This is a genomic window from Mycobacterium sp. IDUB_36, from assembly GCF_055419225.1.
The window spans coordinates 166,177-184,955 of sequence record NZ_JBVAXH010000002.1; the positions used below are offsets into that span (position 1 = coordinate 166,177).

Sequence of the window (18,779 nt, forward strand, 5' to 3'; positions counted from 1 at the left end):
CCCACTACACTCATAGGCATGACCGATAAGAGTTATCAGCCCACCATCGCCGGCATGCGGGCCTTCGTCGCCATTGCCGAGAAACAACATTTCGGTAGTGCTGCAACAACTCTCGGCGTCAGTCAGTCAACACTTTCGCAGGCGTTGTCGGCGCTGGAGAGCGGTATCGGGGTGCAGCTCGTGGAGCGATCGACGCGACGAGTCTTCCTGACCGCGGAAGGCCAGGCTCTGCTGCCTCAAGCCCAGTCGGTGATCGAGGCCATGGCCGGATTCAGCGCGGCCGCGGCAGGCTCGGCCGACCCGTTGCAGGGCAGCATCCGGTTGGGCCTGATACCCACCGTCGCGCCGTACGTGTTGCCCACCCTGCTCGCCGGCCTGGCTGAACGACTGCCCGATCTGACCCTCCGGGTGATCGAAGACCAGACCGAACGGCTGCTGACCGGGCTTCGTGAGGGGTCGCTGGACGCCGCGCTCGTCGCACTGCCCTCGGATGCGGGCGGCATGACCGAGATCCCGATTTACGACGAGGATTTCGTGCTGGCACTGCCACCGGGTCACCCGCTGGCCGGAAAGCGACGGGTGCCGCCGACCACATTGGCCGAGTTGCCTCTGCTTCTGCTCGACGAAGGCCACTGCCTGCGCGATCAGGCGCTCGATGTCTGTCGCCGGGCGGGCGTGCATGTCGACCTGGACAACACCCGCGCCGCGTCACTGGCCACGGCGGTGCAGTGCGTCGCCGGCGGGCTGGGCGTGACGCTGATCCCGCAGAGCGCGGTCTCCGTCGAGAGCGTGCGCAGCCACCTGGAGCTGGCCTATTTCGCCGCGCCCCGGCCGGGTCGCCGGATCGGGCTGGTGTTCCGCTCGTCGAGCGGACGTGAAGGTCCCTATCGACGTCTGGCCGGTGAAATAGGCGACCTGCTCGCCGACGACCAGCAAGTACGGCCGGTGCACTAGCCATGGGCACCCCAGCACACCGGCCGAAGTGAACGTGTTCTAGTTTCGCGTGATGTTGAACTTCACGCTGGAGAACATCAGCGCCGAGGAGGTCGAACGGCTGCGGGGGATCTACCAGCCGTTGGCCGAGTCCGTTCGGGAATTGATCGACGCGACGGTCAGGACCGAGGTGGAGGCGGATGCCGTGGCCGCAGCCAAGGCCGAGATCGACGCCGCCACAGCACGTTTGCGACAACAGCAAACCGAGGGCAGTTTCGGTGTGCGTTACCTGGCCTCCGGCGAACGGATGGCGTGGGGCAACGCCGTCATCGGCGTGCGGAACCCGATCGCGCCTCCGATCCAGATCCACCGCGCGACCGACGGCACGTCGGTGTGCGACTTCCATCTCGGCGCCGCCTACGAGGGGCCGCCCGGTCATGTCCACGGCGGCGTCGCAGCGCTGGTGCTCGACCATCTGCTGGGGGAGGCCGCCAGCGACGGCATCAATCCGCGCCTGACCGGCACGATCAGCTTTCGCTATGTGCGTGCCACCCGGCTCGGCGACCTGCATGCGGAGGCGAGGATCACCCGCACCGAAGGGGTCAAGACTTATGCGGTCGGCCACCTCGCTGACGCCGACGGAACCACCGTCGAAGCAGAAGGCGTGTTCATCCAGCCGCGCTGGGCGCGCGAGCGTTCGGAATAGGTGACGACGGTGGAAAAGGTAGTCGCAGTCCTGCGGGCCACCGACCGGGACGAGGACTGGTGCGAACGACTGCGGGGTCCGGTCGCCGACGCGGTCCTGGCGCTCGGCGTTGCCGGCTTGACCGTCAACGTGCGCGACGCGGCGGTCAGCGAGTCCCTGATGACGTTGACGACGCTCGATCCGCCTGCGTGCGCGATCGTGGGCATCTGGACCCCGCAGTGCTACGGCGATCAGGTCGCCCAGGCGTTGCGACTGCTGGCAGCCGAATGCGACCAGCTCGCCGCGTACCTGGTCACCGAATCGAATCCGCTGCTAGCCCCGGCCGAAATAGGCCAGCGGACAACAGGTTTGGCGAATGTGGCGCTGCTGCGTAAGCCGGCTGAGCTGGACTACGCGACCTGGCTGCACCGCTGGCAGCACGACCACACGCCGGTCGCGATCGAGACGCAGTCGACGTTCGGGTACACCCAGAACGCGGTCGTCCGCGCTCTGACGCCCGACGCGCCGCAATTGGCGGGCATCGTCGAGGAACTGTTCCCGATCGAAGCGGTCACCGACCTGCGGGCATTCTTCGGCGCGGCCGACGACGCCGATCTGCAGCAGCGACTGTCCCAGATGATCGCCAGCACGTCGGCGTTCGGCGCCAACGAGAACATCGACACCGTGCCCACCAGCCGCTACGTGCTCAAGACACCCTTCCAGGCCTGAGGAGACGCCGGTGATACTGCAGATCGACGATCAGAACCGGGTGCGCACCCTGACCCTCAATCGGCCGGAATCGCTCAACGCCTTCAACGAGGCGCTCTACGAAGCGACCGGCGAGGCCCTCCGGCAGGCCGCCGAGGACCCCGACATCGCCGTGGTACTGCTGACCGGGGCCGGCCGCGCCTTCAGCGCCGGCAACGACCTCAAAGAGATGCAAGCGCGCATCACCGATCCCGCGATGGCGAACCAGGGCTCACATTTCACCACGATGATCGATGCGCTGACCCGGTTCCCCAAGCCGTTGATCTGTGCCGTCAACGGCGTCGGCGTCGGAATCGGCACCACGATCCTGGGTTATGCGGATCTTGCCTTCATGTCGTCGACGGCACGGCTGAAGTGCCCCTTCACCAGCCTCGGTGTCGCACCCGAGGCCGCCTCGTCGTATCTGCTTCCACAATTGATCGGCCGGCAGAACGCCGCCTGGCTGCTGATGTCGTCGGAATGGGTAAGCGCGCAGGAAGCACAGGCCATGGGCATGGTGTGGAAAGTGTGCGAACCCGAGGACCTGCTGGCCGAGACTCGCAGGCACGCGGAAATCCTTGCCGCCCGTTCGATTCCGAGCCTGATCGCGGTCAAGCAATCCATCGTCGAACCGATCCGGCCGGACATCGCCGCAGCCACCGAACGCGAAAATGCACATTTCGCGGAGCTTTTGGGGGGTCAGGCGAATGCTGCGGCGCTGGCGGACTTCACTGCCAAACGAGGCGAGTGACGACTAGCTGCCGGTCGGCTGCAACTGCGCGGCCGCCTCGATGATCGCTCGTACGGTGCGCCGGCAACGACCACAGTCCAGGCCGGCACCGCACTTCGCGGCGACTTCCTTCGATGTCGACGCGCCTTCGGCGACCGCGTCAGAGACCACCTGGCTGGTGACACCCTCACAGAGACAGACGTACATCAGCGAACCCCGTCGATCCGGGTCTTCGGTGACCGCGCCGTTCGCATGTAGGCAAGTCTAACCTAACTTGGTTCGCCAAGGCTATCCTTACTTAGGATAGCCTCTGACCAGCGCTTTTGGTGAAATCGCCGTCCAAATCAACGCGCCGATGTCGGCGATTTGCACTAGATTCGACCTGGCGGGCGGTGGCGTTACAGCCCAACTCCATCGTCATTCGCCGCGACTCGAAGTGTGCCCAGGGGAGAGTTAAGGAGCGACCGTGCAAGGTGATCCCGACGTTTTGCGCCTTCTGAACGAACAGCTGACCAGCGAGCTCACCGCGATCAACCAGTATTTTCTGCACTCCAAGATGCAGGAGAACTGGGGATTCACCGAACTGGCCGGTCACACCCGCGCCGAATCCTTCGACGAGATGCGGCACGCCGAGGCGATCACCGACCGCATCCTGCTGCTCGACGGACTGCCGAACTACCAAAGGCTTTTCTCGCTACGCATCGGCCAGACCCTGCGGGAGCAGTTCGAAGCCGATCTGGCCATCGAGTACGACGTGCTGAACCGGCTGCGACCGGGCGTCGTCATGTGCCGCGAGAAGCAGGACTCGACCAGTGCCACCCTGCTGGAGGGCATCATCGCCGACGAGGAGAACCACGTCGACTACCTCGAGACCCAACTCGAGTTGATGGACAAGCTCGGCGAGGAGCTGTACTCGGCGCAATGCGTCTCGCGTCCACCGTCGACGGGGCAAGCCGGCGGTTGAGCGGGTATAGCTGCCGTCTATGACCAGCGCACAGACAGCAGCCCCACCGGATCCGGAACTCACTGGCGGGCTGGTCAGCCCGCAGCGGCGCAACTTCGTCTTCCTGGCGATCGTGCTGGGAATGCTGCTCGCCGCGCTCGACCAGACCATCGTCGCCACCGCGCTGCCGACAATCGTCGCCGATCTCGGTGGGGCAGGGCATCAGTCCTGGGTGGTCACTAGCTACCTGCTGGCCTCGACGATCGTGACCGCTCTGGTCGGCCGGCTCGGTGACCTATTCGGCCGCAAAAAGATTTTCCAGGCCGCGGTTCTGTTCTTCGTCGGCGGCTCGGTGCTGTGTGGGCTGTCGCAGTCGATGGCCATGCTGGTCGGGGCCCGGGCCTTGCAGGGCATCGGCGGCGGCGCCATCGCGGTGACGGCCACGGCGCTGATCGGCGAGGTGATTCCGCTCCGGGATCGCGGTCGCTATCAGGGCGCGCTGGGCGCGGTGTTCGGTGTAACAACCGTGATCGGCCCGCTACTCGGTGGCTTCTTCACCGATCACCTGACCTGGCGCTGGGCGTTCTGGGTCAACGTGCCGGTCTCGGTCGTGGTCTTTTTCGTTGCGGCGGCGGCCATTCCGTCGCTGACGGCTCGCGCCAAGCCGGTGATCGACTACGCCGGCATCGTGTTCGTCGGCCTCGGCGCGACCGGCCTGACGCTCGCCACCAGCTGGGGCGGCACCACCTATGCGTGGGGATCGATGACGATCATCGGCCTGTTCGTCGCCTCCGCGGCGTCACTCGGGGTCTTCATTTGGGTCGAAAGCCGGTCGTCTGGGCCTGATTCCGCGCCGATCCTGCCGACCCGGCTGTTCGCCAACCCGGTGTTCACGGTGTGCTGTGTGCTCTCCTTCGTGGTCGGGTTCGCCATGCTGGGCGCGCTGACCTTTCTGCCGACCTATATGCAGTTCGTCAACGGAGTCTCGGCCACCACGTCGGGCCTGCGGACGTTGCCGATGGTCGCGGGCATGCTGTCGACGTCGATGGGCAGCGGTGTCGTGGTCGGTCGCACCGGCCGCTACAAGATCTTCCCCGTCGCCGGCACGGCTGTGATGGCACTCGCGTTCCTGCTGATGTCGCGGATGGACCCGTCGACTTCGACTCTGCTGCAATCGGTTTACCTCTTCATCCTCGGCGCGGGTATCGGGTCGTGCATGCAGGTGCTCGTCCTGATCGTGCAGAACACGTCAGAATTCGAAGACCTCGGCGTCGCGACCTCCGGGGTCACCTTCTTCCGGACCATCGGCAGCTCGTTCGGCGCGGCGATTTTCGGCTCGCTGTTCACCAACTTCCTGCACGGCCGCATCGGACCGGCACTGGCGGCATCTGGTGCGCCGGCTGCGGCGGCGAATTCACCCGAAGCACTGCACCGACTGTCCCGGGCCCAGGCCGCGCCGATCGTCGATGCCTACGCCGCGTCGCTCACCGAGGTGTTCTTCTGGGCGATCCCGGTGGCACTGGTCGGATTCGTGCTGGCGCTGTTCCTGCGCGAGGTGCCGTTGCGCGATATCGGTCAGAACGCTGCCGACCTCGGCGACGGGTTCGCCATGCCGAGCACCCAGACGCCGGAGGAGTTGCTGGAAACCGCGATCGGGCGCCTCACCCGGGGCCAGCCGGGCATGCGGTTGCGCAGCATCGCGCTGCGGCCCGACTGTCGGCTGGACGTGGCCGAGCTGTGGGCACTGCTGCGGATCAACCGCTACCAGCGAGCTTTCGGCATCGCCCGGATCACCGACATCGGCGAGCAGCTCGGCATTCCGTACGAAGTGCTCGAACCCACCTTCGACCGGCTGGTCCGCGGCGGATACGCCCAACGCGACATCGACCGGCTGTGGCTTACCCCGGCCGGCGGTCGCGAGGTCGACTTCGTCTCGTCGCTGCTCCAGGACTGGATCGTCGACAAGCTCACCCGCTCGACGAATTTCGAGATCCGCCCCGACCGCGCTCAGGTCGAGGCGGCGCTGAATCGGATCACCCACCGGATCGTCACTCAACCCGACTGGGACGACGACGCGTCAAACATTTCTGAGCTTGCCACCCAGAAACTTCCGGTCGGGCTTCCCGGACCTCGCCCCGGCGTAACATCACGCCATGAGCCGAATCGGAACCTTCCCAGATGACGACCTTGCCGGCTGGATCCTGAAGTCACCCGAACTGGGCGGCGCGATGGCCGGCTTCAGCGACGCGGTGTACAACCGTAACCGATTGCCAATGCGCACAAGGGAACTGGCCCGAATCGTGATCGCGCACAGCAACGAGTGCGAAGTGTGCGTCAACACTCGCGACGGGGACGGTCCGGCAAACGGAGTCGACGAGGATCTCTACGCTCACGCCGACCAGTGGCGCACCTGGACCGGCTACAGCGATCAAGAGCGGCTCGCCGCCGAGTTCGCTTACCGGTTCGCCACCGAGCACACAGCGCTGCGCGACGACGAGGATTTCTGGGCCCGGGCCAGTGAGCACTTCTCCGAGGAGTTGCTCGCCGACCTGGCGCTGTCGTGTGCGATGTGGGTGGGTATGGGCCGCGTCCTGCGCACCCTGGATATCGGCCAATCCTGCAAGTTGACCCTGCCCAGCCGGGTATGACCGACCGACTTCGATAGCCCGCGGCAGTTCGTCGCACGGCACATGACGACCACACCGCCGGCCGCGGCGGCCATCGCCGAACTGGAGGCCGAAGGGGTCGACGCGGTCATCGGCACGGTGGTCAATCCGGCCGGCCTCACCCAGGCCAAGACCGTGCCGATCCGCCGCACCAACGCCTTCGCCGATCCGGGCCTGGGCGCCAGCCCGGTGTGGCACGCCTTCGCGATCGACCAGACCGGTATCGCGTTCACCGATCAATTCGGTGTCGTCGGCGATCAGCGCATCCGGATCGACCTGTCCGCGCTGCGTCGTCTCGGAGACGGCTTGGCGTGGGCGCCGGGCTCGTTCTTCGATCAGGACGGCACGGAAGTTCCGGAGTGCAGCCGCGGAACGCTGCGGCGCATCGAAACCGCACTCGCCGCGGCCGGCCTCGAGGCGATGGTCGGCCACGAGATCGAGTTCCTGCTCGTCGCACCGAACGGTCACCGGCTGCCCCCGACCGTCTGGTCCCAGTACGGGCTGGCCGGTGTGCTGGAGCACGAGGCCTTCGTGCGCGACGTCATCGCCGCCACGTCGCTGTCCGGGATCGCGCTCGAACAACTACACCCCGAGTACGGGACCAACCAGTTCGAGATGTCACTCGGGCCGCAATCACCGGTCGCCTCAGTCGACGAGTTGATCCTCACCAAGATCGTCGTCAGCCGTGTCGCCCGGCGCTATGGGATGCGGGTCAGTTTCTCCCCGGCGCCGTTCGTTGACGGCGCCGGATGCGGCGCCCACCAACACTTCTCGATGACAACGGCGGCCGGGCCGATATTCTCCGGCGGTGCGGGCGCCCGCGGGATGACGAGCAAGGGTGAGAGCGCGGTCGCCGGATTGGTACGCGGTCTGGCCGAGGCCCAAGGCATGTTGTGCGGTTCGATCGTGTCCGGATTGCGGTTGCGTCCCGGCAACTGGGCCGGCACTTACGTCTGCTGGGGCACCGAGAACAGGGAAGCGGCGCTGCGTTTCGTCGTCGGCGGTCCGGCCAACCCGCACGGCGGCAACGTAGAGGTCAAAGCTGTCGACCCGTCAGCCAACCCGTACTTCGCGACCGCCGCCATCCTGGGGTTGGCGCTGGACGGTATTCGGGCCACACTGCCGCTGCCAACCGAGATCACTGTCGATCCAGCGACCTGGAGCGAGAACGACCGACGCCGCGCCGGCCTCGCGTCGCTGTCGACGTCGCAGGCGCACACCATTGCAGCGCTGGACGAATCCCGACGGCTACGTGACATCCTCGGCGACCCTGCCGTCGACGCCACAGTCGCGGTACGCCGCTTCGAGCAGGAGCACTACGCACACCTCAACCGCGAACACCTGGCCGACAAGTTCCGGATGGCGTGGAGCGTGTAGTGGAGTCGGCACTGGCGCGGCACATCGCGGCCGTGACGCTGATCGACCAGCACACGCACGGATGCTGGACGGAGTCGGGGGACCGCCGTCGGTTCGAGAACGCACTCAACGAAGCCAACACCGAACCGCTGGCCGAGTTCGACTCCGGATTCGACACACAACTCGGCTTCGCCATCCGCGCACACTGCGCGCCGTTGCTGGGTCTGCCCAAACACGCTGAAGCACAAGACTACTGGCGTCACCGGAGCCAGCACACGGAGGCGGAGCTGGCCCGGTTGTTCCTGGGCGCGGCGGGCGTCGGCGCCTGGCTGGTCGACACCGGCTACGCGGACGGCGTCGCGGACGTCGCGCAGGTCTGCGAGTGGTCCGGCAACCGTGCCCGCGAAATAGTCCGACTGGAACAGGTGGCGGAGCAGGCCGCGGCCGCACCCGGCGACTACGCGTCGTCATTTGAGAACATCCTGCAGCGGCGAACGGCCGACGCGGTCGGCACCAAATCAATACTGGCCTACCGCGGCGGATTCGCCGGCGACCTGAGCGAGCCGACCAGCGCCGAGGTCGCCACTGCTGCGGCAAGCTGGCGCGACAGTGGCGGCGTGCGACTGACCGACCGGGTGCTGCTGCGCTTCGGCCTGCACCAGGCGCTGCGCGTGGGCAAGCCGCTGCAATTCCACGTCGGCTTCGGCGACCGGGACTGCGATCTGCGTGACGCCAATCCGCTGCACCTGCGTGAATTTCTGCAGTGCTCCGGCCAGACGCCGATCGTCTTGCTGCATTGCTATCCCTACGAGCGCGAGGCGGGTTATCTGGCCCAGGCGTACAACAACGTCTACGTCGACGCCGGCCTGAGCATCAATCACCTGGGCGCGCGGGCACCGGAACTCATCGCTCGATTCCTGGAACTCGCCCCGTTTCGCAAGATTGTGTACTCCTCGGACGGATTCGGCCCGGCCGAACTGCATTATCTCGGCGCGGCATTGTGGCGCAACGGGATTCACCGCGTGCTGGGCGGCTTCATCGAGAACGGGCAGTGGAGTCTCCACGACGCCATCCGGGTCGTCGACCTGATCGCTCACGAGACGTCAAACCGCATCTATCGCCTCGGCGAGGTGTGACGCAGGTCAAATCCGGGTACAGCCGCGCTATGGCGACGACGCTGGGCGGGATCAAGGACTGGGTGCGAGAGCAGGTCGCGTCCCGCGTCCCCAAAGCCGACCTGGACCAACGCGACCCCGACTACATTCGCGATCAGCTGCCCAGAACGTGGCTGCTGGCCTCGCTGTACTTCCGCGCCGACGTCCAGCACCTGGATCGGATCCCTGCCGAGGGTCCCGTTCTGCTCGTCGGCAACCACAGCGGCGGCAACGTCCCGCCGGACACCTTCGTCTTCACCCTGGCGTTCTGCTCGTACTTCGGTGTCGAGCGGCCGTTCTATCAGTTGGCCCACAACCTGGTCGTCTCAGCGCCACCGCTGGGGTGGTTGCGCAAATTCGGCACCGTCGCCGCCAACCCCGACAACGCTCGACTCGCGCTGGAATCCGGGGCGGCCCTGCTGGTCTATCCCGGCGGCGACTACGAGGTCTTCCGACCGTCGTGGGAACGCCACAAGGTCGATTTCGACGGGCGGATGGGCTACGTCAAGTTGGCCCGGGAAGCCGGCGTCCCGATCGTGCCGGTGGCCAGCGTCGGCGGCCAGGAGGCCGCGTTGTTCATCTCCCGCGGGCAGTGGCTGGCGAAGCTGCTGATGGCGGATAAGCTGTTGCGGCTCAAGAGCATTCCGATCTCGCTGGCATTTCCGTGGGGCCTGAACGTGAGCGACCTGGCCGGGCATATCCCATTGCCCACCAAGATCGCGATCGAAGTGCAGCATCCCATCGAGGTCGACGGCGACGACCAGGCGGTGCACGACAAGGTGATGGCCAGCTTGCAGGACGGCGTCGACCGGCTCGCCTCGCGGCGGCGATTCCCGGTGATCGGCTGATGCGCGTCGACCGCAGCAGCGTCATCGCTGCTGACCGTGACGTGGTGTGGAAGATCGTCAGCGATCCAGACCGCTATCCGTCGTTCATGGCTCGACTGGAGCGCTGGGAGAGCGCCAATGATCAGGCGCTCGGCATCGGTGCCCGCTACAACGTGCACTGGAAGATCGGCTCCGTGCCGGTCGGTGGCCTCATGGAAGTGGTGGAGTTCGACGAGCGGCGCGACCTCGCCTGGGTCGGCATCACCGGAATCACGTTGCGCGGTCGAATTCGGTTGCGCGACGCGGGCAACGGCCAGACGAAGGTGACGTTCCGGCTGTCCTACCAGGCGCCGGGTGGGATCTGGGGTTACATCGCCGACCGGGTTGCGGTGGGACAGGTGAACCGGATCGTGGGCGATACGCTCAAGCGGCTCAAACAGATCGCCGAACTCGGCGGCTAGACCGATCGCGGGGGAGCCGCCGCGATTCTGGTCCGCCTTCACGACCGCACCGGTCGACGATCGATTCAGCTGCGGATCAGGTGCGCGCAGCACATCAACGCTCCAGCCACCAGCTTTGACCCGCTCCAGAGTTCATCAGCATTTGCTGACGACCGTCATTGACGATCGTCAGCAATTGGGCGTAGCGTGACCACGTGCCCACCTCGAGCGCGTCGCCTACGGCCGAGTCGTCCGCCGCGTCGGGCGTTCGCGAGGTGCGCCGACGTGAAACCCGGAGACGCCTGTTCGATGCCGCGCTGACCGAGATCTCGCGGCGCGGCTTGGCCATGGCCGATGTTGCTGCCATCGCGGCCTCTGCGGGCGTGGTTCGGGGAACGTTCTACTTCCATTTCCCGACCAAGGAGCACGTCTTGGTCGAGTTGGAGCGCAACGAAGAGGCCCGCATCGTTGCCGAACTCGGCGACACCGACGGCGACCTGACGTCGGTGCTGTCACAGCTGATAGGTCATGTGCTCAGCGCTCAGGACCGCTTGGGTCCGAACGTTTTTCAGGACATGTTGGGCCTGCACTTCTCCTCGACGCGTCCCGGCGAAGACGAGCTGGCCCAGCACCCGCTTGCCGAGCACTTGGTCGAGGTCCTCGACCGCGCTCGATCGACCGGCGAAATCGACGCCGGTGCGGATGCGCGGGAGCTCGCGACGTTCTTCCTTACCGGGCTCTTCGCGTTGCTGGCCACCGGCGTCGATGACGCCGCGCTGTTAAGTCGTTACGTGACAACGATTGTCAAAGGAATGGAGAACCGATGAACGGCACGGTCGAAGGCTACCGGGAGTTTCTTGCCCAACGCGACGGGGAAGCCGATCTACTCAACAGGCAACTGGCCAACCGCGAGCAATTCTTTCACGACCTCGAGGCGAACCCAGTCCGTTCGGCACGTCCGGCAGACCGGCAAGTGTTCCTACGCAATCTGCGCCGCCGCCGACCCGAGTCCGGCTTGGACGACAAGATGCTGTTCCTGCTGGCGACCGCGAAGTTGAATCAGGCCGAACGGTTCGGGGTCGGACTCGGAGAGACCTACGGACGTAACAGCGACGAGAATCTGCCGCCGGAGAACGTCTACCTGGAGCTCGAGGAGCATTACCACACCCGTCTGCTGGCCTACGCGCTCGACGTCTTCGATCTGACTTTTCAGGTAGTGCCGCCGCCGTTTGTGATGCGGCAATTCGTCAAGACGGGCGTGTTCATCCCGCCGCGCCTGGGGTTCCTATTCGTCGGGGCCGCAGAGATGGCCGGCTGCATTATGTTCGACGAATTGCGACGCGTCGGCCTCAGGCTGTTCGCCGACGAGCCGGCGGTCTCCGAGCGCATCGAACTGCTCTACAGCGAAATCCTCACCGACGAAATCGGACACGTGGGCTACTGCGCTTCACGCTGCACCGCCGCGGAGCGGGCGGCCATGCGGCGGATATATCCCTACATCGGAAGGCTTTTCGCCCGCCAGACCGCGGAAATCAGCCTGCTGATAGACCCCGTCGCTTTACGCGCACGACTGGACCGGCCATTCAGGATCGAAGACCTCTCCAAGGGCCTTGCCAACGAAACGTATTGCGTCACTCATCCGTGAGCCCGCGGTTCGGCTGAGGCTCAGATCAGCCCGGTCGCGTCGAAGATCCAGGACGTGTCCGCTTTCCCGAGGTCTTCCATCCACGTCGCGGGGGCGTGGTTGGTCAGGCCACCCATGTCCCAGTAGTCCTTCCACAGCGTCACTTTGCCGCCATCCACCCGGTGCACCGAAACGAATTGCAGCACAGCGGTTTCGCCGCTGGCCCAGTTCCACGTCTCGGAATGCTCGTACATCACGTCGGAGCCGTTGGACAGCAGCACACCGTCGTGGTTCTCGTATCCGGCCAGCGGTTCGAGCCCGACCTTGAGTCGCTTGACGATGTCGTCGGGTCCGCGCGCGGCCAGCGTCGGCCCCACCGGCATATCGACGTAGACGCAGTCATCGGACAAGTACGTCTTGACTCCGTCCCAGTCGCGGCCCGAGAGGGCTTTCCAGAGACCGAGCACCGCTTCGTCGACCGACATGAACCAAGGCTGACAGGCAACCCCCGTGCCAGGCAAGGATTCGCGCCTCTTTACAGTCTGCCCAGGCAACGAGGCGCGCCAGGAGGTAGGGATGCCAAGGCTGCGATCACGACGCAGACGAGCCCGCGAGACCAGCGCGTCGCCGTTCTCGCCGGACTGGACACCGAGAGCGGCGCACTACGGCGTGGGCATCCGCCACAACGTCGCGGTGCCGATGAGCGACGGCGTCCAGCTGCGGGTGGACATCCATTACCCCACCGACCGCGACTCCGGCGAGCCCGCGTCCGGACCGTTCCCGGTGTTGATGTCGTTGACCCCGTACGGCAAGAAGGCCCCGCCGCCGGCCGCCCAGATCGGCGGTGGCCCGACCCCGTTTCTGATCAAGCGGGGCTACATCGAGGTGATGGTCGACGTCCGCGGCTGCGGCGTCTCCGAGGGCGCGTTCCAGATGTTCGGCGAACGGCAGGCCCAGGACGGGGTAGAGCTGGTCGAATGGGCCGCGAAGCTGCCCAACGCCAACGGACGGGTCGGCATGTTCGGGGTGTCCTATCTCGGGATCAACCAGCTGTTCACCGCCGCCGCTGTCGGGCCGAATTCGCCGCTCAAAGCGATCTTCCCGGTGATGGCCGCGCGTGATTTCTACCGCGACGCGGCCGCGATGGGCGGAGCGCCGCACCTGCGCACGGTACGTGCCTACGGCGGGGTGTACCGGCTGCTCAACGTCGTCAACCCGGCGCTGGAGGTGATCAATCGCGGCAAGCATGCCCGGCCCCGGGCTGGCGGTATCGCCGGGGTTCGCCGGCGTGGACGCGCGCAGCGCGGTTACTTCCGCCCGTTGATCGCCGACGCGGTCGCCGGCGGAGAGACAGCGTTCGACGAGGAATTCTGGGAGGCGTTGCGGCCCGCCACGGTGCTCCCGCAGATTGTCGCCAACAAGGTGGCGGTCTTCCTGGTCGGCGGTTGGCATGACGCTTTTCAGCGCGGCGTTCCGCTGAACTATGCCGCGCTGCAGCGCGCCTTCGCGGGCCATCCCGACGAGCAGCCGATGCAACCCGGGCAGCCGGTCTCGGAGAATCTGCGGCTGCTGATGGGCCCCTGGTATCACGTTTCCAATTACGGTGGCCTGCATCTCCAGTCGATACAGTTGCGCTGGTTCGACCACTGGCTGAACGACGACGCCGATGCGGAGATCTCCGGCGCTCCCTTCACCTTCCAGCCCGTCGGTAGCTCGCGTTGGTTCCACGTCCGCAACTATCCGTTGGACCAGGCGACCCCGACCCGGTTCTTTCTGTCCGAGGGGGGCCACCTCACCGCCGACAGTTCGGCGGAAACCTCTACGGCCACAGTGAAATACGTCGGACGCGGTCCGGTGGCCGGCCGGAGCGTGGAGCAGTGGACCCTCGGGATGGCCAGCTTCATCCGCAGCCAACGAGGCAAGAACATCCGCTACGACCAGGACAACCGGCGGTTGCAGCGTGGCGCGCTCACCTACACCACCGAGGTCTTCGCGACGCCGACGCTGATCGCCGGGCCGATCACCCTGACCTTGCACGCCACCGCCGACACCTCCGAGTCGCTGTGGGTGGCCCATATCGACGACGTCGCACCGGACGGCTCCTCGCGACCGCTGACCCAGGGCGCGCTGCTGGGCTCGCATCGCGAGCTGGACCCGGATCGCACCTGGTATCTACCCGACGGCACGGTTCTCAAGCCGCATCACATCAGCACTCGCGCTGCGGTCAAACCCGTCGTCCCAGGCGAGCTCACGCGGTACGACATCGAAGTCTTCCCGACCGCGGCCATGCTCGAATCCGGTCACCGGTTGCGGTTGACCGTCACCACTTTCGACTTTCCGCACCTCGTGCCGACCGTGCCCGCGCGCCGCGCCCTGGCGGGAGGCACCTACCGACTGCACCAAGGCGGCGCGACGCCGTCGCATCTGCTGGTCCCGGTCGCCGACCCGAGCGGCGTCGACTGACGCAGTGCGGCAGCGTCATCCGCGCGCGATGGCAGGTTTTGGCGCATACTCGCGTTGATGACGTCACTACAGCGATACATCGCCGAAGAGATCGCCACCGACCACGTCGATGGGTTGCTGACCAGACGCGAAGCCATGCGCCGGCTGGCACTGCTCGGGCTCGGCAGCAGTGCCGCGGCCGCGTTGATCGCCGGCTGCACCGATCACGAAACCCGACCGCTGCATTCGAGTTCCGCCGAGGGAATCGAGGCGCCGGGAGCAAAACAGGCGCTGCCCACCGAGCCGATCACCTGGGACGGACCCCGCGGAGAACTGCGGGGTGCGTGGGCGCAGTCGCACAACGCCCGCCGCGGAGTGTTGGTGATCCATGAGAACAAGGGCCTCACCGATTGGGTCCATTCGGTCGCCGAGCGGTTCGCCGGGGCGGGTTACTCGGCGCTGGCCATCGACCTGCTGTCCGAAGAAGGTGGCACCGGCACGTTCACCGATCCTGCCAAGGCCACCGCGGCGCTGGCCGCCGCGCCGCAGGACCGATTCCTCGCCGACCTGAACTCCGGCATCACGGAGCTGCAGAACCGCGTTCCGGGCGGCAAGATCGCGGTCGTCGGTTTCTGCTTCGGCGGGGGGCTGGTGTGGCAGTTGCTGGCCTCCCACAACGCCCGGCTGTCGGCGGCGGTCCCGTTCTACGGCCCGCTGCCCGACAGCCCCGACTTCAGCGGCGACAAAGCCACCGCGGTGCTGGCGTTCTACGGCGCGCGAGACAAACGCGTCACCGATTCGGAGCCGACGGCACGGGCCGCGCTCGAGCGCGCCGGCCTGATCCACGACATCGTGATCGAACCGAACGCCGACCACGCGTTTTTCAACGACGGCGGACCGCGCTACAACGCCGCCGCGGCCGCGGACGCCTGGCATCGGGTGCTGGAGTGGTTTGGTCGCTATCTGTCTTAGCGGCATGATGCGTGCGTGACCTCTCCGCCCGTCATCACGCTGCGCCAGATCCTCGACTCGCTCGATCTCGAGCAAGTCAACGCGGAGTTCTTCGTCGGACAGCAACTCGACGAGATCGCGCACCACATCTCCGGTGGGCACATCGCGGCTCAGGCGCTGATGGCGGCCGGCCGAACGGTGACCGACCGCTTGCCGCACAGCATGCACATGTATTTCCTGCGGGCCGGCGACGCCCGGCGGCCGGTCGACTTCGAGGTCACCACGCTGCACGACGGCGGCACGTTCTCGGCGCGACGGGTGACGGCACGCCAGTTCGGTTCGATCCTGCTGGAGGGGGTCGTATCGTTCAGCAAATCCGTCGAAAGCATTGTCTACCAGCAGCTTCCGCCGGATCTTCCGGATCCTGAGTCGGTGCCGGACTTCGCCGAGCAACACCGCGGCATCGCAGACGAGCGCGATGGCTGGTGGGTCCGGGAGCAACCGATCGACTACCGGTACGTCGACCCGTCGGCCCGCCTCGCCGCGGACGTCGATGAGCCGCCGCCCGCGCGCCTTCGAATGTGGTGGCGTCCCAACGGGGTCGCCCCGGCAGACCCGGTGGTCGCCGACTGTCTGGCCGCCTTCGTCGCGGGTCGCACGCTGTTGGAGTCGGCGATGATCGCACGCCGCACCACACCATTGGGACCGGGCTTCTCAGCCCTGATGGATCTGGCGATGTGGTTTCACCATCCGCCTGATCTGTCGGATTGGCTACTCTACGAACAGCATTCACCCAGCGGTATCGGTGGTCGCGGATTGGCGCAGGGGACCATGTTCAACCGCAACGGCCAGCTGGTGTGCACCACGGCGCTCGAATGCTACTTCGGCGGCAACAAGAGCGGCTAGCGCGCGGCCATCGACCTGGCCTGCCCCAGCGCGACCGGCAGAGCCGACCAGCCGTGCAACACCCGGGTGTCGCGTCGACTGCCCGCCCCGGCGGAGCGCACGTCGGGGAAGCGATCGAAGAACGCCCGCAGCCCCACTTCGCCTTCGGCGCGCGCCAAGGCCGCACCCAGGCAGAAGTGCCGACCACCGGAGAACGCCAGGTGTTTGCCGGCGTTGTCCCGTTCGATGTCGAATGCGTTGGGATCGGCGAAGACCGCCGGGTCGCGGTTGGCCGCGGCGACGTAGATGATCACCAGCTCGCCCCGGCCCACCGGTCGGCCCGCAACCTCGGTGTCGCTCAGCGCTATTCGCGCGGTGAGTTGGACGGGGGACTCCAGCCGCAGGATCTCCTCGACGGCGGTCGGCCACAGCTCGGGGCGCTCGCTGAGCGTGTGTAGGTGTTCAGGCTTGTCGAGCAACATTCGGATTCCGTTGCCGAGCAGGTTCACCGTCGTCTCGAATCCTGCCGCCAACACCAAACCGGCGACCGCTCGCAGCTCGTCATGGTCGAGATAGGTCTCCGGCGAACCGCTTTCGGCCTTGCGGATCAGCTGGCTCATCAGGTCGTCGCCGGGGTTGCGACGTAGCTTGTCCAGGTGCGTGTCAAGCCAGAAGTTGAACCCGATGAGACCCCGTTGCACACGCTGATACTGAGGCCAGGGGAGTCCGAAATCCAGACTGGGCGCTGCCAATTCACCGAATTCGAGAATGCGCTGCCGGTCGACTTCGGGCACGCCGAGGATGTCGCTGATGATCGCCACCGGCAACTGCGAGCAATACCGGTCGACGATGTCGACGACACCCGGCTCGTGAGACAGCTCGTTCAGCAACGACTCGGCGGTCTGTTCGACCCCGTCGCGTAGCGCGCCCACCGCCCGATGGGTGAACACCGACGACACCGTCTTGCGGTAGCGGGTGTGGTCGGGCGGCTCGACAGCCAGCAGAGACGGCGGGCGCAGCGGGTGCAGCAGTTGGTCGCGGGTTCGCAGCTCGAGCCAGTTCAGCGGCGTGGGCAGATTCGACCCGATCGAGACCACCCGGAATTCGTCGGATCGCAGCAGTTCGTGCCCGATCGCGTGGTCCGCGGTGATGTGGCCGAGGCGGGTTCGCACCAGCGGGCCGCGGGACCGCACCTCCTCGTAGAACGGCACGGGATTCGCTTTGACCGACGGGTCGGCGATCAATCGGGCCTGCAGATCACCCCGCCGTGCGCCGAGCGACGCGGCACCGCGGACGAAGCCGTGCAGCGACAGCCAATGCAATCTCTGTTTCAGTTCGATCGCCACGGTCAGGCCTCCGCATCGTTCGGGCAGTGCTGGCGCCCAGCCTACGACCCGGCGCGGCGGTGCGCCGTCAGCCCAGCTCCCACTTCATGGTGTTCGCGAACGCCAGGGCGTCGTCGGTGGCGGTGCCCATTGCGTGACTGCGCTCGACGTACGAGCGCACCATCGGCAGGAAGTTCATCGGGTTGTAGGCGTCTTCCTCGTAACTCCAGAGGTTGTCGCCGGCGTATTTGAGCACCGACAGATTGGCCGCCTGGTGGACGCTGCCGTCGCCGGGGTCGCGCATCCGGTTCTGGAATTCACAGAACACCCAGCCGCGGTCGACATCGATGGAGTGCCAGGACGTCGGGTAGAACGGCATCTCGCTACCGGGAAAGACGCTCATCGTCGACACGATCCAGTCGCGAATCTGCTCGCGGCCGTGCAACGTGCCGTAGGTGTGCTCGACGTAGGTCGCTTCCTCGGTGAACTGGTCGGCGAACCGCGACCAGTCCCAGCTGGAGCCGATCTCGACGACGACTTGCTTGTGGTGTTCGAACGCCGAGTCGATCTCCTCGCGCGACCACTGTCCGCTCATGCCTCAGCCACGTCCTTGATCCGGTTCAACGTCTTGGTCATGTCCCGCACATTGCGCCGCTGCCTCAGCCAGCCGCCGAACAGCCAGTAGTAGACGCCGACGAACGGCGACGACGCCATCCGGAACGACTCGGTGACATCGGTCCCGTCACCGGCGGGCGCCAGCCGGTAGTGCCAGTTGTTGACCGCCCGGTCGCCGACGAGCACCTCGAAGCCGAACTCGCGGCCGGGCTCGCAGGCGGTGACACGGCAGACCGTCCAGTACACCGGGCCGAGCTCGTTGCGCTTCACGTGGCCGCGGAAACGGGCGCCGAGCGTGGGTCCGCCGGCGCCGTCCAGCCATTCGGCTTCGAACACTTCGGGGGAGTAGCGGCCGATGCTGTCAACGTCGGTGATCAGTTCCCAGATCTGATCCGCCGGTGCCGCCATGTGAACTGTCGCAGAACCCTGCATGGGCTGATCCAAGCATGTCCGCGG

21 protein-coding genes are annotated in these 18,779 nt (G+C 66.3%); 16 read left to right on the top strand and 5 right to left on the bottom strand.

The features are described 5' to 3' along the window. The first annotated feature begins 18 nt into the window (after positions 1-18). Genes ACZYW1_RS19100 through ACZYW1_RS19115 form a run of 4 tightly spaced genes read left to right on the top strand, consistent with a single transcriptional unit; the run spans position 19 to position 3,116 of the window. A complete protein-coding gene (locus ACZYW1_RS19100; protein WP_463788045.1) occupies positions 19-954 on the top strand; it encodes a hydrogen peroxide-inducible genes activator in 936 nt (311 codons plus the stop codon). Between the two features lie 52 nt (positions 955-1,006). Next, positions 1,007-1,639 (top strand): PaaI family thioesterase, encoded by a 633-nt coding sequence (locus ACZYW1_RS19105; protein ID WP_463788048.1) that lies wholly within the window; start codon positions 1,007-1,009, stop codon positions 1,637-1,639. Positions 1,640-1,648: 9 nt separating this feature from the next. After that, positions 1,649-2,347: an EthD domain-containing protein gene (locus ACZYW1_RS19110; protein ID WP_463788049.1), complete on the top strand. Its 699-nt coding sequence runs from the start codon at positions 1,649-1,651 to the stop codon at positions 2,345-2,347. Between the two features lie 10 nt (positions 2,348-2,357). After that, a complete protein-coding gene (locus tag ACZYW1_RS19115; RefSeq protein WP_463788051.1) occupies positions 2,358-3,116 on the top strand; it encodes an enoyl-CoA hydratase/isomerase family protein in 759 nt (252 codons plus the stop codon). Between the two features lie 3 nt (positions 3,117-3,119). Here the strand turns inward: ACZYW1_RS19115 and ACZYW1_RS19120 are convergent, their stop codons facing one another. After that, positions 3,120-3,302 carry a (2Fe-2S)-binding protein gene (locus tag ACZYW1_RS19120; RefSeq protein WP_292989339.1) on the bottom strand — a complete coding sequence of 61 codons (183 nt, stop codon included), beginning with the start codon at positions 3,300-3,302 and terminating at the stop codon, positions 3,120-3,122. 259 nt (positions 3,303-3,561) lie between these two features. Between ACZYW1_RS19120 and bfr the strand changes: the two genes are divergently transcribed. From bfr to ACZYW1_RS19165, 9 genes are all read left to right on the top strand, one after another. Then, positions 3,562-4,059, top strand: a complete 498-nt coding sequence (gene bfr, locus ACZYW1_RS19125; protein ID WP_292989337.1) for a bacterioferritin — start codon at positions 3,562-3,564, stop codon at positions 4,057-4,059. Between the two features lie 19 nt (positions 4,060-4,078). Next, entirely contained in the window at positions 4,079-6,220 is a 2,142-nt protein-coding gene (locus ACZYW1_RS19130; RefSeq protein WP_463788053.1) for an MDR family MFS transporter, read from the top strand. Beyond that, positions 6,192-6,686, top strand: a complete 495-nt coding sequence (locus tag ACZYW1_RS19135; RefSeq protein ID WP_463788055.1) for a carboxymuconolactone decarboxylase family protein — start codon at positions 6,192-6,194, stop codon at positions 6,684-6,686. The genes ACZYW1_RS19130 and ACZYW1_RS19135 overlap by 29 nt, the downstream gene beginning before the upstream one ends. Before the next feature lie 42 nt (positions 6,687-6,728). Beyond that, on the top strand, positions 6,729-8,081 hold the full coding sequence (locus ACZYW1_RS19140) for a type I glutamate--ammonia ligase (protein ID WP_463788057.1): 1,353 nt from the start codon (positions 6,729-6,731) through the stop codon (positions 8,079-8,081). Continuing rightward, a complete protein-coding gene (locus ACZYW1_RS19145; protein ID WP_463788058.1) occupies positions 8,081-9,196 on the top strand; it encodes an amidohydrolase family protein in 1,116 nt (371 codons plus the stop codon). Before ACZYW1_RS19140 ends, ACZYW1_RS19145 begins: the two co-directional genes overlap by 1 nt. 29 nt (positions 9,197-9,225) lie before the next feature. Beyond that, positions 9,226-10,062, top strand: a complete 837-nt coding sequence (locus ACZYW1_RS19150) for a lysophospholipid acyltransferase family protein (RefSeq protein ID WP_463788059.1) — start codon at positions 9,226-9,228, stop codon at positions 10,060-10,062. Next, positions 10,062-10,502 (top strand): SRPBCC family protein, encoded by a 441-nt coding sequence (locus ACZYW1_RS19155; protein ID WP_463788060.1) that lies wholly within the window; start codon positions 10,062-10,064, stop codon positions 10,500-10,502. The genes ACZYW1_RS19150 and ACZYW1_RS19155 overlap by 1 nt, the downstream gene beginning before the upstream one ends. A 194-nt stretch (positions 10,503-10,696) precedes the next feature. Continuing rightward, positions 10,697-11,308 carry a TetR/AcrR family transcriptional regulator gene (locus ACZYW1_RS19160; protein WP_463788062.1) on the top strand — a complete coding sequence of 204 codons (612 nt, stop codon included), beginning with the start codon at positions 10,697-10,699 and terminating at the stop codon, positions 11,306-11,308. Then, positions 11,305-12,126 carry a hypothetical protein gene (locus tag ACZYW1_RS19165; RefSeq protein ID WP_463788064.1) on the top strand — a complete coding sequence of 274 codons (822 nt, stop codon included), beginning with the start codon at positions 11,305-11,307 and terminating at the stop codon, positions 12,124-12,126. The genes ACZYW1_RS19160 and ACZYW1_RS19165 overlap by 4 nt, the downstream gene beginning before the upstream one ends. A gap of 20 nt (positions 12,127-12,146) precedes the next feature. Here the strand turns inward: ACZYW1_RS19165 and ACZYW1_RS19170 are convergent, their stop codons facing one another. Continuing rightward, on the bottom strand, positions 12,147-12,590 hold the full coding sequence (locus tag ACZYW1_RS19170) for a nuclear transport factor 2 family protein (protein WP_463788065.1): 444 nt from the start codon (positions 12,588-12,590) through the stop codon (positions 12,147-12,149). A gap of 184 nt (positions 12,591-12,774) precedes the next feature. Between ACZYW1_RS19170 and ACZYW1_RS19175 the strand changes: the two genes are divergently transcribed. From ACZYW1_RS19175 to ACZYW1_RS19185, 3 genes are read left to right on the top strand one after another with little or no spacing between them, the layout of a single operon-like run. Further along, positions 12,775-14,568 carry a CocE/NonD family hydrolase gene (locus tag ACZYW1_RS19175; RefSeq protein WP_463788792.1) on the top strand — a complete coding sequence of 598 codons (1,794 nt, stop codon included), beginning with the start codon at positions 12,775-12,777 and terminating at the stop codon, positions 14,566-14,568. A 57-nt stretch (positions 14,569-14,625) separates the two neighbouring features. Next, on the top strand, positions 14,626-15,519 hold the full coding sequence (locus ACZYW1_RS19180; RefSeq protein WP_463788066.1) for a dienelactone hydrolase family protein: 894 nt from the start codon (positions 14,626-14,628) through the stop codon (positions 15,517-15,519). Positions 15,520-15,534: 15 nt separating this feature from the next. Continuing rightward, positions 15,535-16,404: an acyl-CoA thioesterase gene (locus ACZYW1_RS19185; protein ID WP_463788067.1), complete on the top strand. Its 870-nt coding sequence runs from the start codon at positions 15,535-15,537 to the stop codon at positions 16,402-16,404. On the opposite strand, the gene ACZYW1_RS19190 is transcribed toward ACZYW1_RS19185, so the two are convergent. The 3 genes from ACZYW1_RS19190 to ACZYW1_RS19200 form a co-directional block, all read right to left on the bottom strand. Beyond that, positions 16,401-17,717: a cytochrome P450 gene (locus tag ACZYW1_RS19190; protein ID WP_463788793.1), complete on the bottom strand. Its 1,317-nt coding sequence runs from the start codon at positions 17,715-17,717 to the stop codon at positions 16,401-16,403. The two genes, ACZYW1_RS19185 and ACZYW1_RS19190, sit on opposite strands and share 4 nt — an antisense overlap. A 79-nt stretch (positions 17,718-17,796) precedes the next feature. Beyond that, positions 17,797-18,303, bottom strand: coding sequence for a nuclear transport factor 2 family protein (locus ACZYW1_RS19195; protein ID WP_463788068.1), 507 nt, complete (start codon positions 18,301-18,303; stop codon positions 17,797-17,799). After that, the gene (locus ACZYW1_RS19200) at positions 18,300-18,755 is read right to left on the bottom strand and encodes an SRPBCC family protein (protein WP_463788069.1); all 456 of its coding nucleotides are present in this window, start codon (positions 18,753-18,755) and stop codon (positions 18,300-18,302) included. Before ACZYW1_RS19200 ends, ACZYW1_RS19195 begins: the two co-directional genes overlap by 4 nt. Between the last annotated feature and the right edge of the window lie 24 nt (positions 18,756-18,779).

Excerpts from the sequence above, each read along its gene's own strand:
- ACZYW1_RS19100 (WP_463788045.1), top strand. The coding sequence starts at position 19 with ATGACCGATAAGAGTTATCAGCCCACCATCGCCGGCATGCGGGCCTTC.
- ACZYW1_RS19105 (WP_463788048.1), top strand. The coding sequence starts at position 1,007 with ATGTTGAACTTCACGCTGGAGAACATCAGCGCCGAGGAGGTCGAACGG.
- ACZYW1_RS19120 (WP_292989339.1), bottom strand. The coding sequence starts at position 3,302 with ATGTACGTCTGTCTCTGTGAGGGTGTCACCAGCCAGGTGGTCTCTGAC.
- ACZYW1_RS19130 (WP_463788053.1), top strand. The coding sequence starts at position 4,079 with ATGACCAGCGCACAGACAGCAGCCCCACCGGATCCGGAACTCACTGGC.
- ACZYW1_RS19135 (WP_463788055.1), top strand. The coding sequence starts at position 6,192 with ATGAGCCGAATCGGAACCTTCCCAGATGACGACCTTGCCGGCTGGATC.
- ACZYW1_RS19140 (WP_463788057.1), top strand. The coding sequence starts at position 6,729 with ATGACGACCACACCGCCGGCCGCGGCGGCCATCGCCGAACTGGAGGCC.
- ACZYW1_RS19150 (WP_463788059.1), top strand. The coding sequence starts at position 9,226 with ATGGCGACGACGCTGGGCGGGATCAAGGACTGGGTGCGAGAGCAGGTC.
- ACZYW1_RS19155 (WP_463788060.1), top strand. The coding sequence starts at position 10,062 with ATGCGCGTCGACCGCAGCAGCGTCATCGCTGCTGACCGTGACGTGGTG.
- ACZYW1_RS19165 (WP_463788064.1), top strand. The coding sequence starts at position 11,305 with ATGAACGGCACGGTCGAAGGCTACCGGGAGTTTCTTGCCCAACGCGAC.
- ACZYW1_RS19170 (WP_463788065.1), bottom strand. The coding sequence starts at position 12,590 with ATGTCGGTCGACGAAGCGGTGCTCGGTCTCTGGAAAGCCCTCTCGGGC.
- ACZYW1_RS19180 (WP_463788066.1), top strand. The coding sequence starts at position 14,626 with ATGACGTCACTACAGCGATACATCGCCGAAGAGATCGCCACCGACCAC.
- ACZYW1_RS19195 (WP_463788068.1), bottom strand. The coding sequence starts at position 18,303 with ATGAGCGGACAGTGGTCGCGCGAGGAGATCGACTCGGCGTTCGAACAC.
- ACZYW1_RS19200 (WP_463788069.1), bottom strand. The coding sequence starts at position 18,755 with ATGCAGGGTTCTGCGACAGTTCACATGGCGGCACCGGCGGATCAGATC.